General features: G+C 47.1%; 12 protein-coding genes. 3 read left to right on the top strand and 9 right to left on the bottom strand.

Annotated features, from left to right (window positions below):
• Positions 1-68 precede the first annotated feature (68 nt).
• Both MNO13_RS21300 and MNO13_RS21295 read left to right on the top strand, forming a co-directional pair.
• Complete coding sequence (locus MNO13_RS21300) at positions 69-260, top strand: hypothetical protein (protein ID WP_234625666.1); 192 nt, start codon at positions 69-71, stop codon at positions 258-260.
• Entirely contained in the window at positions 260-2098 is a 1839-nt protein-coding gene (locus MNO13_RS21295) for a cell envelope integrity TolA family protein (RefSeq protein ID WP_241939273.1), read from the top strand. The genes MNO13_RS21300 and MNO13_RS21295 overlap by 1 nt, the downstream gene beginning before the upstream one ends.
• A 31-nt stretch (positions 2099-2129) precedes the next feature.
• Here MNO13_RS21295 and MNO13_RS21290 read toward each other — a convergent pair whose 3' ends face one another.
• Together MNO13_RS21290 and MNO13_RS21285 are read right to left on the bottom strand one after the other, a co-directional pair.
• Positions 2130-2369 (bottom strand): HTH-like domain-containing protein, encoded by a 240-nt coding sequence (locus MNO13_RS21290; protein WP_241939272.1) that lies wholly within the window; start codon positions 2367-2369, stop codon positions 2130-2132.
• A gap of 49 nt (positions 2370-2418) precedes the next feature.
• Positions 2419-3675, bottom strand: coding sequence for a tyrosine-type recombinase/integrase (locus tag MNO13_RS21285; RefSeq protein ID WP_241939271.1), 1257 nt, complete (start codon positions 3673-3675; stop codon positions 2419-2421).
• A gap of 352 nt (positions 3676-4027) precedes the next feature.
• Between MNO13_RS21285 and MNO13_RS21280 the strand changes: the two genes are divergently transcribed.
• Complete coding sequence (locus MNO13_RS21280) at positions 4028-5290, top strand: tyrosine-type recombinase/integrase (protein ID WP_241939270.1); 1263 nt, start codon at positions 4028-4030, stop codon at positions 5288-5290.
• 199 nt (positions 5291-5489) lie between these two features.
• On the opposite strand, the gene MNO13_RS21275 is transcribed toward MNO13_RS21280, so the two are convergent.
• The 7 genes from MNO13_RS21275 to MNO13_RS21245 are packed head-to-tail and all read right to left on the bottom strand — an operon-like array spanning position 5490 to position 16784.
• Positions 5490-6959 (bottom strand): serine/threonine-protein kinase, encoded by a 1470-nt coding sequence (locus tag MNO13_RS21275; protein ID WP_241939269.1) that lies wholly within the window; start codon positions 6957-6959, stop codon positions 5490-5492.
• Positions 6956-7513, bottom strand: a complete 558-nt coding sequence (locus tag MNO13_RS21270) for a hypothetical protein (protein ID WP_241939268.1) — start codon at positions 7511-7513, stop codon at positions 6956-6958. The genes MNO13_RS21275 and MNO13_RS21270 overlap by 4 nt, the downstream gene beginning before the upstream one ends.
• Entirely contained in the window at positions 7506-9191 is a 1686-nt protein-coding gene (locus MNO13_RS21265) for an ATP-binding protein (protein WP_241939267.1), read from the bottom strand. Before MNO13_RS21265 ends, MNO13_RS21270 begins: the two co-directional genes overlap by 8 nt.
• The gene (locus MNO13_RS21260) at positions 9181-10338 is read right to left on the bottom strand and encodes a hypothetical protein (protein ID WP_241939266.1); all 1158 of its coding nucleotides are present in this window, start codon (positions 10336-10338) and stop codon (positions 9181-9183) included. Before MNO13_RS21260 ends, MNO13_RS21265 begins: the two co-directional genes overlap by 11 nt.
• A gap of 2 nt (positions 10339-10340) precedes the next feature.
• Positions 10341-11189, bottom strand: a complete 849-nt coding sequence (locus MNO13_RS21255; RefSeq protein ID WP_241939265.1) for a hypothetical protein — start codon at positions 11187-11189, stop codon at positions 10341-10343.
• 10 nt (positions 11190-11199) lie between these two features.
• Positions 11200-15486 carry a hypothetical protein gene (locus MNO13_RS21250; protein ID WP_241939264.1) on the bottom strand — a complete coding sequence of 1429 codons (4287 nt, stop codon included), beginning with the start codon at positions 15484-15486 and terminating at the stop codon, positions 11200-11202.
• Positions 15483-16784 (bottom strand): hypothetical protein, encoded by a 1302-nt coding sequence (locus tag MNO13_RS21245; protein WP_241939263.1) that lies wholly within the window; start codon positions 16782-16784, stop codon positions 15483-15485. The genes MNO13_RS21250 and MNO13_RS21245 overlap by 4 nt, the downstream gene beginning before the upstream one ends.
• Between the last annotated feature and the right edge of the window lie 2 nt (positions 16785-16786).

Here is a 16786-nt window from a genome sequence, read left to right as displayed (position 1 = left end):
GAACTGGAACACGCAAAGCAAATGCGCCAGCCCTTGCCCCTTTTTTATTTCCAGAATGAGGAAAGATTATGCAAGTGATACTAAAAAGCGCTGGTGTGCATCTACAAGTGAATGCAGATACAGCAGAAGAATTATTAAATCTGGCGGGGGTTTGTCGTGTGCTTGAAATCGATCACGGTCATCTTCGTCAGTTATTACACCGTGGACGCAGTGTGTCTGATGCACTCAACTACCTGGTGAGCAAGAAAGGAAGTGAGTAATGCTTGAAATAAATACAAGTAAGATCGTCAACACTGTAACTTTCACCGTTGATAAAGCGAGTATTGCAGAGGCTAAGGCCGCAGCGGATAACCTGCAACGCCATTTTTCTAAGATTAAAGATCCTAAGATTCGTTTTCAGGCTCAAAAGAAAAACAGACAGAAAGCCCGTAAACAAGCCGATGATGCGAAGTTTAATAGCTCTCCTAAGAATACGGCTGAAATGAAAGCGCAGCGTACAGCAGAGAAGCAGAAAGCGAGAGATGAAAAAGCACGCTTAAAGGATCAGGCGCAGCTACAGAAACGACAGGAAACAGCCGAGCTAAAATTTCGCCATGCAGGGCTACAAGTTTCAGGAATTAAAGGTAAATACGGGCTTGATCCTAAGTCTCAGTATGAAGCGTTACGTTTCATACGTCAGCAAACAGAGGAATTTGCCAAAGGCAATCTGACCAGCGCCCGTATGAACGCCTCTATTCGTGAGCGTGTAACCCTGTTACGCAGAGAAGCCGCACAGCAAGCGAAGGTGACACAGGCACAACGTACCCAGTATGCAGCAGCAGCCACTAAGCTAAAGGCTCAGAAGGGCGGGAGTGCTCCTATCGTCGGTGGTGGAGTGTTAGGAAGCCTTGCGTTAACGGCTGGCTCCCTCGGAGTGGGGCAGCGAATTGTTGACAAAGGGAATGAGAATCTGGACTTAGTTAGAAAATCGGAACTTGTTAAGACTAATCCTAACGTAGTTAAAACGATGGTGGCATGGGGGCAGCAACACGGAGTTGATAGCGCCAATGTCGATAAGGTGACGGACAACTTCAAAGATGTGCGTGAACGTATCGCTATGACCTTGAACGATAGCCAGTTTAAAAACGGCGAATGGAAAGGCGGTGATGGCGGTATCACTTCAATTATGAACAAGTTCGGATGGGGTAAAGAGCAGATTAAATCCTTCCAGGATCGTCCTGCCGATCTACTTCAAGCAGTTACCAATGAAGGACAGCGCCGTGGTATGTCACAGGCTCAGATTGGTACGCTGATTGAGAGTTTAGGTGATGACCTGATGCACTACACCGATATGTTCCTGAATAACGGTGCAGAGTTCAACAAGACGCTAAAAACCCTCGTTGATAGTGGTCAGACACTGAACGACGAGCAGATACGCCAAACATACGCTTATGGCGACCTGTCTGTGGCAATGGGTAATCTGATGAATGGCGTTGATAACAGTATGTTCACTGGTTTTATGAAAGGCTTCGCTGATGGCGGTGATGACCTCGTTAAAAACACCAAAGTGATCACTGAATCAGCCGGATTACTTGGAGAAGGCTTAGGGGATCTGGCTAAACAAGTGACGGGCTTTGTTGGGGAGATTTCCGGCGTAGTGAGCGATATCAACAATGGCTTACGCTCTCGCTTTCCTGAGTGGTTTACTGATAAAGACAAGCCAGCGCCACAGGCTATGTATGAGGGTGTCACTGGAACAGCAAATGATGCTGCTGCATGGGTACGTGAGAAAACAGGATTTGATCCACAGAGTGTTGGACCTGGTATAAATGATTGGTTGTTTGGGCCTGGGATGGCTGGCGGTGCATATGACAATTACAACATGAATGGTGATTCTCTCCGTGATTCTGCTTCAATGTCCTTGGCTGCTACACCCCCACAATACAACCTGGCACCAACATTTAATCTGCAAGTGAATCCACAGGTTGGGCTAACACTGGAAAGTGATGTATCTCGCTTGTCTGATTACATTGATTACAATGCTAAAGCATCACAAGCAAGTTTCACCCAGGCGCTAACGCTTTCGGTGAGTAGTGGGCAATCGTCTACAGGTGGATGATAAAAAGGGGCTTTCGCCCCTTTTTTGTTGCTTACAACTTTTTGGTATCGAGTCCGGCGGCTTTAAGGCGCTCCGTGAGATTTCGCATTTTGCTGAATTCCGTCCCAAAGCTGGCTTTAAGTCCTACACATTCGCAGAATTCTTTGGCAGTGACGTTTTTTAGTTCGTCGGCGTATTTGATCATCTGGAGATGCATTTCCACCGTTTGGCCTTTGCGCGGTGCTTTGCTAATAGCTTGCTTAATGCTCTCGTAGATCTGTGCTTCGGTCATTGGAGTACCTTGTTTATCTAAATTAGATAAAAAATATAAATTAGCTAATTTAGATAGTCAATAGATTTTCTATCTCTGGATAACGTAGCAACTCGATGTATTGCTTAAGTTCTACAGGAGAGGCGGCATTCTTGCTGTACGTCTTGAAAGATTCAGTAGCCCCCCGCTCATGACCGAGCAGAAGAGCAATTCGGTCTTCTGGTACAGGTTTTAACTTTTTACCTATGCCGCCCCTGTCCAGAATTTGGGCCACTTGATGGCGTAGGCTGTGAAAAACTTTCAACTCTGATCCCACTTCTCCTAAAGCCTTACGTTTAGCCCTTGTAAAACGCTGTGAATGCCACGTTGAGCGCTTCCCGTCTGCACGGTCAATCATTGACGCACGATAGAATAAAAAGCCGTTGTAGGGCTTCTCAAGAAGCGACAACACCAACGGAGTGATCAGGCTGTGGCAAGGTATAATACGCGATGCTGATTTTGTCTTACCCTCCGTCACTTCGAAGCACAAAACCCCCTCGATCTCCTTGATGTTGGCTGCACGTAGTGAACAGATTTCATTAAGACGCATACCGCTATACATGCCGATCAGCGTTACATTCTGCATCTCTTCATCATCAGCCATCACCGCGAACACCTTCGCCAATTCGCCAGGCTCAAACACTTCATAACTAACCTTGCTTCCCTTTGCCTCGATACCGTGGCCACGCCAGGGGTTTTCCTGTGGCGCATCGTGGTAGCGGTTCCGAGCTAAATCCCATATTTGAGCCAATGCGCTGATGTAGTTTTGTATCGTCTGGGGAGCTTTTTCCGTCTTGAGCTTATCAAGCCATCCTGTAACAGTGGTTCGGTTAATGTCACGAAGCTGAACATCGCGCTTTTTCAGATGTTCTAAGAGCACTTCTACGGCCTTATTGGTCTTTGATAGTGTGGTGAGCTTGCGCTTCTCGCTGAACTGGAGAATGTACTGATCCCGCATCCTCAACAGGGAAGGGCAACTCATCACAGGGGCGCTTAAAGGTTCCGGCGCTTCGTGTGCATACGTCCCGATCCGGCGTAGCTCATTCAGTATTTGCTCAACCTTCGAGCCTTTATCACGCTCTGGCTTTAGCTGGCTACGTATCTTGATCCATTCCAGGGCCACTGCATCACGAAAGAGACGGGCTTCGCGCACATCGCGTGTGCCTGTGCTCTTCACATAGTTGTGCCGCCCTCCGAACAGATGGCGCATGTACTTTGGTATGGCGATCCTCACCAGATAGTTTCCGCAAGGATCTAAAACTAAGTAGCGATCTCTCTTGTAAATCATGCAAACCCCGGCTATTTTGTCAGGGCTTTTGCACTTGATTTTGAATAGTGTGAAATGTCGAAGTCTTTACCTGTTTTTGCAGTTGATTCAAAGCATTACAGGAGCTTGCCAGACAAGCGAACGACCGTTGAAAGACGTGCCGGTTCGAGTCCGGCCTTCGGCACCATATGTATGTAAATAGACCTCAACTGAGGTCTTTTTTTATGCCTAAAATCCAGTATTTACCCACCTTTCTCGCTATATTAACTCTCTCAAGGTCAACCGACTTCAACGTACATCTACCAACACATGTTGGTACAGATGATGGTATTTCCGGTTCGATAATGCTTGTACCAACAGGGAGGGGATAAGCATGGCTCTAACAGATATCAAAGTCAGAACAGCCAAGCCAACGGATAAGCAATACAAGCTTACCGATGGCAACGGTATGCATCTTCTCGTCCACCCAAATGGTTCAAGATACTGGCGTCTGCAGTACCGCTTTGGCGGGAAGCAAAAGATGCTAGCTTTAGGGGTATATCCTGACGTGTCTCTTGCCGATGCCAGAGCTCGTCGCGATGAAGCTCGTAAGCTTTTGGCAAACAGCATCGATCCGGGAGACAAAAAGAAAAATGATAAGGTTGAGCTGGAAGAAGCGCGCACTTTCGAAGAGCTCGCTGTTGAATGGCATGCGACCAATAAAAAATGGTCTAAAGATCACAGCAATCGTGTTTTGAAAAGCCTACAAGACAATCTATTTCCGGCGATTGGTAAGCGCAATATTGCCGAACTCAAAACCCGTGATTTATTAGCACCCATTAAAGTGGTAGAGGCATCGGGACATCTCGAAGTGGCATCACGCCTTCAACAACGCACAACGGCAATTATGCGTTACGCAGTACAAAGTGGCTTGATTGACTACAACCCAGCACAGGAAATGGCAGGGGCTGTCGCATCCGCTAATCGACAGCATCGTCCGGCACTTGAGTTAAAACGTACTTCTGAGCTACTTCATCGAATTGATAGTTATACTGGAAGACCGTTAACTCGTCTGGCAGTCGAACTTACACTGCTAATTTTCATTCGTTCAAGCGAGTTACGTTTTGCTCGTTGGTCAGAGATCGACTTTGAAACGTCTATGTGGACGATCCCTCCAGAGCGAGAACCTATCGAGGGTGTTAAGCATTCTCAGCGCGGTTCAAAAATGCATACACCTCATCTTGTTCCACTTTCCCGACAAGCACTAGAGATCATAAAGCAGATACAGAAATTTAGCGGCGACCACGAGTTGATATTTATTGGTGATCACAATCCACGAAAACCGATGAGTGAAAATACGGTGAACAAAGCGCTGCGTGTTATGGGTTATGACACTAAGGTTGAAGTCTGCGGCCATGGCTTCAGGACGATGGCATGTAGCTCGCTGATTGAATCAGGGTTGTGGTCGAGGGATGCGGTTGAGCGGCAAATGAGCCATATGGAGCGTAACTCTGTGCGTGCGGCTTACATTCATAAAGCCGAACATCTTGATGAGCGCAGACTGATGCTGCAGTGGTGGGCGGATTTTTTGGATGCGAATACAATGGCTACCATAAGCCCATTTGACTATGCAAAGATTAATAACCCTTCTCGATAATAATAGCTAACTATCTGAATATTATTTACTAATTAAATACTTATAACTGAGAAGCCTCCGCCCTAATGGGGGGGGAGGCTTTTGTCTTTACTCAATCAAGAAGGAAATCGTTATGTAAAACTTTATTTTTTTGTCCGATATGTGAACGGAAGTGTTAAATATCCAATATATACTTTTTGTACAATGGTCATCTTTTCAATCAAATAACCCCAAGCTTTGCATACAGTTCTTTTTTCTCTTTCATGTTGGTATCCAACGGTGCTACTCGCAATGCCGCTTTCAAATAAGCCGCAGCACCAGAGTAATCACGCATTTGCTCGCAAACTAAAACGAGTTGGCTTAACACATGGAACTTCATTGGAGTTGTTTGGTTCACTTTCTCCAAGAGTGCTCTTGCTTCAGGATATTTCGCTTCAAGGCCAAGGATAGAAGATTCTAAATACATGGTCGCCGAGTTTTCTGCTTCAGCTTGCTTTCGTTGTAACAACCAGCATTTTGCTTGACTGATATTGCGCAACTGTAGGTTTGTCTTAACTATCAGCTCGAATAAATCCGCTGGTTGAGTCAATTTACCCTCGAGCAAGATCGCTTTATTGTCTTCTACAACTTTTTCAAAGTCGAACAAGCGATTGGCGCGGTACAAGGCAATAAGTTGCTGATGTAGAGCCTGCAGATCTTTACTGCGGCTATACTCCTGTGACGCTAACTGAGCAGCCTTTTGGTAAGACTGATCGGACATTGCTTCAAGTACCGCACTTGACCAGTCTTGATCAGGTTTAGTCTGAAAAACGGGAGCAATAGCACCAACTTTTAGTTGCTTAGTGGTAGCTGCATCAAATGCATGAATTAAGTCGGAAATAGTTGAAAAGCGATCCTCTGCTCGTTTTTGTAAGCAGGTAAGAACCACTTGCTCTAGGTCGGTATGAATAGAGCTATTAATCTCTGTCGGAAGCTTGAAAGGTGCGTGGCGCTGAACTTGTGCTGGCGTATCATGGGGAAGCTTTCCTGTCAGCAGCTGGTAAAGCAATACACCTAAACTATAGATATCGCCCAACAGTAGCTCTTCAAGACTGCCTCTACGGCTATCAACGTTGGAGAACTCTGGGGCTGAGTACAACACAGTCCCGCCATTTTCTCGGGTACGAACGTAAATTTCTTCTGGTAAAGCTGAGCTACCAAAATCTGTTAACTTCACCAGATCACGTTCACCAACCAAAATATTATGCGGCTTAATATCACCATGGGATATTGGTACCGGGAGTTTGGCCAAATAATGCACAGCACAGAGCACTTGACGATATATTTTGAACAACCGTTCATATGTCTGGCCAAAATTACGCTGCCTGTCATCGAGCTTTTGCGCCAGGGTTTGGCTGGGGAAATACTCCATTTCAATATAGAACCATTCATTATCTATACGGCCCATATCAAAAATTTGCACAATATTCTCGTGCGGCTCGACGTCTAAAAGTTCTTTACCTTCGGCAAGCTGGCGGTCTTCCCGAGTAATATCCTTAGGGATTTTTACTGCGACAATTTTTCCATCTTGCAGGCGCTCCGCCCGCCATACCCAGCCATGACTGCCATCACCAAGGCATTCAAGTAACAGGTATTTGTCACCAAGGCGTTTATTCGTCCCTGGCAAAAAATGTGCTGATTTTATATTCACATCAACACCTCATAGTGAATTCTGTCCAAAGCAATCATGCTCAGATTTTTGATAAATAAAAAGCGACTAAACACCACCTCAACATCAGGAGCAGCGCTTACTTGGGTACCAGTGGACGAAGTAAAACCCATGCGGCAAATGTCTTTCAGTTTTTGGGTATCAGGTGCACCTACTAAGCCTTGACTCCAGGCACTGAGGGCCAGGGTTTTGGGGGAATGATTCCAGCGCTGTGCTGCTTCCAGCAAGTTTTTTAATTTTTCTTCTAGCTTTTGCTGTCCTTTCGCAGAACCATCAAAGCGTTCAAATTCAATTAAACACAGAGGCGATGCTGAAGCTTTATGAAACCAACCCGAGTCTGAGCGAATATCAGCGCCAAATGTGCCTGGTGCTGGGCATTCCACCACCGCCATAAATGACTGCTCATGCCCAAATGTATTCCAAACACTGCAGCCTAAGCTGTGGACCAATACATCTTGGTCCAGTAGCTTACCGCTTGCTAATAGTGGAAAAGTTTCATTTACCCAAGCAACTTCAGGCATAGGCAGCTTAGCCATTGAAAGAGCCCCAAACGCGCAAGACTTCCGGTGATTCTCCACCGTGAATTAATGCCTTACTACCGACTTTAACAAGCAGTGGAGCGGGGATTGAACGACCACATACTAGAGCCTCTCCAGTTGATAAACTCGGAAGTTCCTCCAGGTCGGCTTTACTCACCATATCTGATGCTTTAGCTATAAAGCGTTGATCATCTGGGTTCTTTAAGCGCATTGTAATCAGCGTGTTGCACTGAGAAGTCACATCCGAGTCCAATTTCGATGGACGCTGGCTCACAATGCCAAATCCAACACCAAATTTACGACCTTCACCGGCAATCTTTTTAATAATGCGGTGACTGACTGCATTGCCACCGGCCGGAGCAAAATTATGGCCTTCTTCGTAAATGATAAAGCATGGGCGCAGCGGGTCCGTCTTGCTAGATGCTGCTTTTAATATTTCACTAGATAACAGTGCACAAACGACTTGCTTAGCGGTATCACTCAAACCTTGTAAGTCAACAACGACTAAACGCCCCTGTTGATTGCTCGGGCGCCCCACCATTTTGTAAATATCAGTTGGTTCAGCCATCGTTGCACTGTAAAAACTTTTGGCTTCATTAAGCACGCGTGAAAGCTTCATCGAGGCGACGGCGGCACTACGGCCCGATAACGCCTTTGCCTCAGCTTCGGAAAGGTCGTCCCACTCTTTTAACTCTTCAATGCCATCACCTAATAAGAAGCGCAGGCGGTTAATATCTCGTGGCTCTGTCTTATCAGCAGAGCGCCAATAACGAATTGCAACATCGAGTACTCGTTGCTGCGGTTCCGTTAAGCCAGGTAATATTTCAGCAATATCGTCCATTTCGAAATGGTCGAACTGAAGCGCTAATGGTGTGTTCTTGCTGGCGTATTTATGTTTAAAAGACTCGTGTTGCGGTGAGTAAACCTGAATACCCGCACCGACGGCTTGCAGCTTTTCAAAGGTCTGTTTAATCAGTGGCAGTGCTTCTTGATCACGCTTATCGTCAGTTGCATCTAAGAAGCTTGAGAATTGCAGATTACCACCAGCGAGGGCTTTACCGTATTCACCATGTGGGTCAAATACCACCACCGTGCCGTTATTAACCGCGACTAAACGTTCTATAATGCGGCCAACAGTATAAGACTTACCTGACCCCGTCATCGCCAGAACAGCCAGGTGCTCAGTGACCAATTTGTTGACGTCAATAAAAACCGGAACCGTATTCTCGCCTTTGTCGTAGCCTACTAAGTTGCCCAAGTGCAAACTGGAGTGTTCATTAAATTCGTAAAAATCACTTAAAAACTGAAAATCGACGGTTTCAACAGCGGTACCAGGGTTAAGTGGGCGACGTGGAATTTTGATCTGACGAGTCACAGGATCGCGGTAACCAACCAATTCGACCTGAGCAAACATATTCTCACCGGTTACATTCGCACCGGGCAAAAGCTCAAGCTCAGTCAGACCATCGCCAAAGCCGGCGTTATAGAGCATATTGGTACGACTGATCTTGGTCACTCGCCCCAGTACGGCGACTTGCCCCTCATCTTTGCGTTCCTGGTGCATAATGCGTACAAACTCACCACGGCGAACTGAAAACGAGTCTTGCACAACCATAGTTAACTGGCTGGCATCACCGGTGTTACCGACTAATTTACCTAAAACTTTATAAGCCATTATTCAATCCCTCATCCAGGCCTGCCAACCATCCTGTCTCAATATCATTATTCTTCAGTGCCTGGTGTAAACCATGGCGATAAAACGTAGCAAATTTCGGTAAAATACCAAGCTGTTGATAGCCAAGTAATTGTGGCAACGGCATTGCATGACCTTTGTTTTGCATATCCAGCACCATCAGGCGAGAGGCAACTAAATCGAAATCAGCACTTTTCCATTCTGGTTCGTCACCCGCTAACTGCACCATTTTTATCTGCCCGACTCGGGCACTACGGAAGTGAAAACCAATTAACCCTTGCTTAGCTTCAATGTTGGGTTCAATGCGGTTTTCTTGTTCAGACAAACGAAATGCGATGGTGCGCGAATAGTTGCCTAAAATGCCATTGATAAAACGCAAATCCCCCACGCCCACCAAACTTTCATCCAGCCCTGCCAGATTTTGCATCAACTCTTTAGAAAACCCATCAGATGCTAAAATTTGTTTGCGGCCTTGTTCAGTACGTAAATCTTGTTTGGCGATACTTACAATTGCACTAAAGCGCTCAGCCAAAATGCTTGCAAGCACTACACCATTTTGATTCCAGGGGAAAAGTTTAGAGCGATGGTTTTGCCAAAAAGCTTCTATCACTTGCCTGGTTTTTTCGTACTCTTGTTTATGACGGACATTGCGCTCGAGCGGAGCCATATCCCGTGCTAAAAACAACGGCGTATCCAGCAAAATTAAATCGCCAGGCTCATAACTTAAAAGTTTTTTTTCAACTAACTGATACGCCTGACGAATTTCAATTAAATCAAGTCGTTTACGCTGTGCTTCAAAATCAATATCGTCCAGTTCTGATACCGAGTCGCTACCCACCGTGCTGACTTTATTATCATCTATGAGTAAATCTGTGAGCACTGCTGCACTGGCATAAATAAAACCACCCAATACTTTGTCTAAGCACGATTTAGTCGCAACACCAGCTACGCGTAAATTAACGATTGTGGGCTTCGGGACCGCTTTCACTAAGCCAGCATCACGGAACAGCGGCGCCACTTGCTCAATATCACGGACCTGTTTAAGCAAGCGTCCCGCACTTCCCGGTAAGCGAAGCTGGCTATCGATGGCGAGAGATTGCGCTAAATTCATCGTTTTGTTCTCATTCATGCTTATAGCGCTCCTGTGTGTAACTGCTCGCTAAGTAATGGAGCATAAGCCCAATATTGCGAGGCTTGTAGGCATGTTTTACCGGTTGCTGTTATGCCCGCTTCGTCGATAAAATCGTGCTGCCGCAACATCTCACCCCGCTTGACAATATCAAGGCTGTTGACATCAAACATCAGCTTAACCGCATTATGCTCAGACAGCGCTTGTAAGCTCATGCCACTTCCAGCGTAGAGTAGTAGCAATACAACCAGATCGTGCTTATCGGGTGTGTAGTCAGTTGATGGTGCTTTATGTTCGATGATTTGTTCGGCAATGCCTGCGTGGTCCACAAACCAATTCAACCAGCACACTAAAAGCTCACTATGATCGAGTAAATTCAGCGACCACAGAGGTAACGTGGTAAAGGCTAATAGCCCACTGTTGCTGTGTTTTCGTATATAGCGGGTATGCACCACATCGCCGGCCTGGTGTTGGTGGCGATCTGCACTGCCAGTAAAGCCAGCAATAGCCTGGTCTGTTTCACTGGTTAGCAAAGCGCTTAGCCCCGGTTCCTGCATCCTCAAAGTCGCTGGTACTAATTGCCAATCCAGTGGGGAGGGCAATTGCGCTAATAAGGTAAATTGTTCAGCTTTCGGGTTTATTACCAAAGCGGCACAGCCTGCCTGCATAGCCCAGTGATACAGGCACTGCAAAGTATTAGTGTCAGTCAACTCTTCTGCTTGTACTAACAACAAACCGCTGGCTGGCGGCGAGCTAATCCAATCCGTCGTTAAGGGGGTTGCCCCTGCAACAGTTTGCAAAAAACGGCCTTTACGATTACTGGCCAGTGCCGCAGATAAATAAAGACTCATCGCGTCACCTCTATAAACCAGTGGCAAAGGTAAGGCGCATTTTTACAATGCCTTTGTCTACAAGTCCTTTCTGTTGCTCAGGTGTTAACGCGGGTTCTTGGTTTTGGCTCAAAGCTTGATAAATCGGTTGCCAATCCGCCAGTGTTAAGCCTGTATCCTTTAATATTTGCTCACCCTGATTTTGCCAATTGGCCAGGGTGCTATCACACACCAATTGAAGTTCACTGACACTCAAATTGCTCACATCCCCAAGAGTCAACGCTGCTGGTTCCGCTTGCTTTTGAGAAGCCAATAGCGGTTTTAATAACGGCAACCAGCTGTTTACTTGCTCGATGGAGCTGCGTCTTACTTGGTTTAGACGCTCTTCAATTTTAAGTAGCTGGCCTTGAATCGGTGTAATTTGACCGCGTGCCGGTTTTAAAAGCTCTTCTGGTAAATCCCGTAACGATGAAAACTGCCCATTGCGCAAACTGTTTTGCATACTTTGACGCTTACTCTCTGCATCGCTGGGGAGATCGGCAATAGCGTCTTCAATGAGCTGTAACTTCATTATCAGTTTTGGTAGCTCTGCAATGTCATCAGCGTACTCATACTCAGCCGTGGCGCTACTAAGCCATTGTTGCAACTGTTGGGCGCGTTGGTTTTGCTCTGCGAGGTTATTAATCAGCTTCCCAAATCGCTCTTTGCAGTTGCGGTAGCCAGACAAAATATGTCCCTGGGTCTCGGCTATCGGCAGCTGTTGTTCACTGTGCAGGTTTAAACCCACTTCTTGCGCTAAGGCTGAAAGCTTGTCTTGTGCTTTACCTAAATCGAGTTTACGCAGGTAATGCAGTAAGGTATCGCTGTCTGCTTGCTGCTCTTTTTGGCCAGTGGCACTGCTGGTATCGTCTTTTAACGCGCCGTCTAAAATATGGCCTATGGTGCGCAGGGTGTTGGTGTACAGACGTTTCGGGAAATGCGTAAGCGGGGCACACTCTGTTTCAACATCTATGATTAAATCAGCGAGTCGGCTATTGATGCGCTCAGCACTGTGCTCGACAAATTCGGCAAATAAGCAGGCCTGTTCAATCCGTTGATAAAGCGAGGCCGTTTTATCTTCTAAGCTGAGAATATGGGCGTCTTTTAGCATGGGCTTAGTGCTATTAAGCGGTTTGACCTTTGCCACCAACGCCAACACTTCAGCACGCTTGTGGATAAGCCCCGCCAGTACTTGTGTGTCGCTGGCCTCGGCAATATCAGCCAGTTGTTCTTCTTGTTGTTTGAGCTCGTTAAATAGTGATTGTGCTTTTTCCAGCTGCTCTTTAGCTTCCACGGTGACAAAACCCAGCTTATTTGTCCCCAGTGGCGCGAACATTTCATTAATGCGTGCATAACCATACACGCGTCTTATGACTTCCACATTGGCTGCGTAGCTGCCCATACCGTTACCACTGAACCAGTTTTGTGCTTCGGTAATGGCATTTTCTAAGCGGGAGCGCGGGTAGTGCTCCCAAATTGCCTGTTTTTCTGTTGGATTGGTTAAAGTGAGTAAGTTCAGCTCGCCACACCACCACATCCAGTCGTTAAACACGCCTTTGGCGGTAATGCTAGTTTCAGCCACATAGGCGAAATAAAACTGCTGCTTAAAGCCTCCGAATTCCCACTTGTGCTTTTTATTAGGGTGAGCAATACGGGCTAAAAATAATGGGATCTGCGCCTGGCTTCGCTGCACATTATTAAGTTCAGTAAATAGCCCGGCATGTTCATCGGCCGTGTAGCCTTTGGCAATATAGCTGCCCGGCACTTTAAGTTTATCCAACAAGCTGCTCAGCTCATTCACTGGCACGCCGTGTTGCTGCTGTAAATCGAGAATGCCGTTTAACTCAGGGTGAGCAATGGCAAGCTGGTACCAGCCTTTAAACAACAGGTCGCGGTCATTCAGTGATAACTTACCATCTACCTTTAACGGCCAGGCAATTAAACCGCGCTGCTGCAAACGCTGGCGCCACTTGTGAATGGCATCCGTAGCAAAGGTAGTCAGGGCATGCAGCTTGTTTTTGAATTTTGCGGTAAAGCTGTCGGCAGTTAAATTCACACTGTGCAACTGGCATGCTGCCAGACTTAAGCCAATACGCTCTAACTGGTCTGCTTCGCTTGGGTTGACATAATGCAGCAGTATCGCATCACGCAATTCATTTCTTTCATCCAGTCGGCTGTATTGCTCCATGAGATGTGCAGAAGCGGTTAACGCTAATACCGGCGTGCGACCATTTTGGTGGCTGTGGTTTGCCGAAAAGGTGTGAAGACTGTTCAGCTCTATTAGGTTACTGACCCAAGCAAACAAGGCTTTGCCGTCTGGGTGAAGCTTAAAACTATCTAGGGTAAATAAACCACTTTGGCGGCCACGGGGCTCGGTTAAAATGGCCAGAGGTGCATCGTCGCTGCCCGTTTTATTACTCAGCAAGTTTTCATCATAGCGCCAGTTGTTATCCAGTAATCTCACAAAGCCCGTTACACGGGCTAATGCCTTGATGAGCGGCTTCTGGCTACTTTGTTTGCTAAGTTCACTCATAGCCTGTTCATGACCATCGCCCATGGCGGGATCTTTAAAAATCAGCGAATTTTGCTGGGCACTGCGATAGCGCAAATCCAGGCGCAGTAACATCGCTACACTGGGGCCAATATGTGTTGCTTCGCTGGCGTCCAGCTCGGTAGTTTCGCCCACTAACTTGTGCCATAAGGCATCGGCAGCAAATTCAATCGCTGGGTGGTCATACAGCAAGCTGAGTAAGTATTTAAACTCACCTTTTGACAATGGCAGTAATATCGCGCCTTTATCGCCGCTTGCGGTTTGTTCTTTAATCGAAAAAGTACGCAGGTTATCCAGCAAGGTATCTAAGCTCAGCGCCTGATCTACGGCCGGGTAGTACCATTCATCTTTATCGCGGCGGAATTTGGCTTGCTCCAGGGCTTGTCGGCACTGTAGGCGGTCAATGCTCAGTTTGCGGTAATGAGCGGCTATGGGTTCCAGATCTTCGTTTTTCAGCGCCAGCAATTCAGTGGCATGGCTCACTTCAGTTAAGCGCACGGGTAATTGGCCGTAGAGCAAACTACGGCATTCGGCCAATAGTGCCTGGTCGCGGGTTTGAATGCCTTCTATCGCGCCTTTATCCAGCACATGCCTGGCCACGCGGCCAGAACCTGCCAGCACAGCTTCAAATAAATCGCCCACATCCTTGATACTGCGGCCTGCTTGTTGGTATTGACTCAGCACCGCATCCACATTAGCCATGACCACGTTAAACCAACCGAAGTTGGCACCACTCATGGCGTACGCAGCTTCCACTAAACCAGCAGGGTAATTAAAACCCAGCTTGCCGTCTTTTAAGAGGCTTGCCACATAGTCTGATACATCGGCAAAGGCGTTATGCTCAAGTTCCACTAATTCAAAGCGGCGTGCGACCGATTGAATTTCGCGCAATTGCTGGCCAAGCAGTGGTGAGCACAGCGCCACATAGCGCAACCATGGAAGTTTACGACGCGGGTCTTCCTCTTTAATTGCTTTACCTATCAGGCGAATGGCCTGGCCATCGAGGCGTTTATCTTGTTCGTCTTCCAGGCCAAAGGTGGCGGCTTCGGCCACGGTTTCCAGCTCGTCCAGCACCACCAACATATACTGCACGCCAAAGCTCTTTAATACTTGATAGGCGGCTTGCACCAAACTTACTACCAGCGTTTGGTCAGTATAGAGGTCTTCTTCGCTGTGGTTGGCGTTCAGCTGTAAGGCATCTGCTAACAGTTGAGATTTAAAGCCAAATGGCATTAAGCGTTCATAGGCTTGTTTGGCAATTTCACTTTGAATCGATCCATCAAAGGTTTGGGTGGCCAGTGGTAATAGCGCCTGGTATAAACCAAAAGCAAACCAGTTATCCGAGTTTTGATAATCTGATGCCACTTGCGAATAGCGAATGTAGAGCGCGAGGTATTTATCTTGCGTATCGCGATTAAACAGCTGCTTATCGTGCAGTTGGCCTTGTTCGTCGCGGACAAACCAGCCCCTGGAACAGTCGTTAATTTGCGCGACCAATTCATGGCCTAAACGTGATTTACCCCGGCCCCATTCGGCTTCGACGGCAAACACATGGGCAAAGCGATCATCGTCGTGATCCACCGTATGCAAAAAGGTTTGAAAGCGTTTAAAAAAACGGCTCTGGCCCACTAACGGGTCGCGAGGTGGGTAATCTGATACGCCCGTCGCCGCCCAGCGATGTTGTTTTGCCAGGCTATCAACCATCTGTTCGTTTAATTCAAAACTCATAACGAAGATCCTTGAAGGTTTATTCTATTGGTGGCGCGTTTTTTATTGGCATAGCAGTTTTGCGCCAGTTGCTTAATGGCCCGTTGTAAAGTTTGGCTTTTGTAGCTAAAAAGCGGTGCTAACGGCAGGCTGTAACAGTCATCGCTGAAGCTTGTGTGAATTCGGTATTGGCCGGATTCGCCACGGCCGACTTCGGTAAATTGCCAGATTTTTTGTGTCAGCAATTCGGCAATGAATGAGCTTAGGACGCGGTTTAGGTGGTTGATGCTTTCTGTGTTCGCATCGAGTGCCGGGTAGAGGGTGATATTGAGCTCACCGAGCAGAAGCACAAGAAACTCAGCCAAACTGCCCAGGCTCACTTCATCACCTTCAATGCCCTGTACCGCCATATTTATTTGGCCGGGTGCAAAGGCATTTTGCCCGGCAGGTAAGTTGAGCAACAAACCGCCACGTTGCTCAGCAGCCCAGGCGTCTTGCACAAAGGTAATCAGACTGAGTAAAAATAACCAGGGCTGTTGGGCGAATAGCTCGATAAGCGGCACTTTGTCATGACCTGAGTGGGACACCAATAACCAATCGGCATTGGGTTTCAGGTCATGTTCATTAAGCAAGGTAATAGGGAGTGCTAGCAAACGTCCGCAACACCAGTTATTTGCCAGTTGTTTTGCGGTGATATCCACCGTTTGAATAGGTGCTGAAGGTTCATTTTGTTCGCTTAGCGTCAGCAAGGTATGACAGGCGCGCAAAATACGACATAAAGCGGGAATGGCAGCGTTGTCGTTTAGGCTATGGCCGAGTAAATCGCGTTCGGTTTGCGCCAAAGGGCCAGCAATGATTTGTGGCGTGGTGTCTGAGTTTTCCAACTGGGCTAAGACCCATTCACTGGCATTGCCCAGTTGCTGAATGAGTTTAACCAATACCATTGGGTCATTCATCGCGCCTGCTTCCTGGCAGCGAGCGGCGGCTAAATTTATCCAATGTTGGCGAACGTCTGGGTTTAAGCCTAACAACGCTAATTGCCATTCACCTGACTGGCTTAAATCGTTAAAGGCATCAAGCAATGGCGCAGTGAGGCTATAGGCGCTAACGATATCAGTTTCAGCGTCGTTCTTTTTCGGCTGTATTATTGGTTGTAACAGTGGCCTAAGGGCAGGCACAGCCGCCAGTAACAACGCGGCTTTGTTGGCGATTAAACCACCTTGTTGCCACAGCAGCTGGCAGAGGTTAAGTGCCGCTTCGCTATATAACTTGTCGTTATTTTGCCTGGTGGTACTGCTGTCTATGCCCCTTGTCACCATCT

This window comes from Buttiauxella ferragutiae, from assembly GCF_022637515.1.
Classification (GTDB): Bacteria; Pseudomonadota; Gammaproteobacteria; order Enterobacterales; family Enterobacteriaceae; genus Buttiauxella; species Buttiauxella ferragutiae.
The sequence above is the reverse complement of the archived record's forward strand: the minus strand, read 5'-3'. Positions and strand labels throughout refer to the sequence as shown.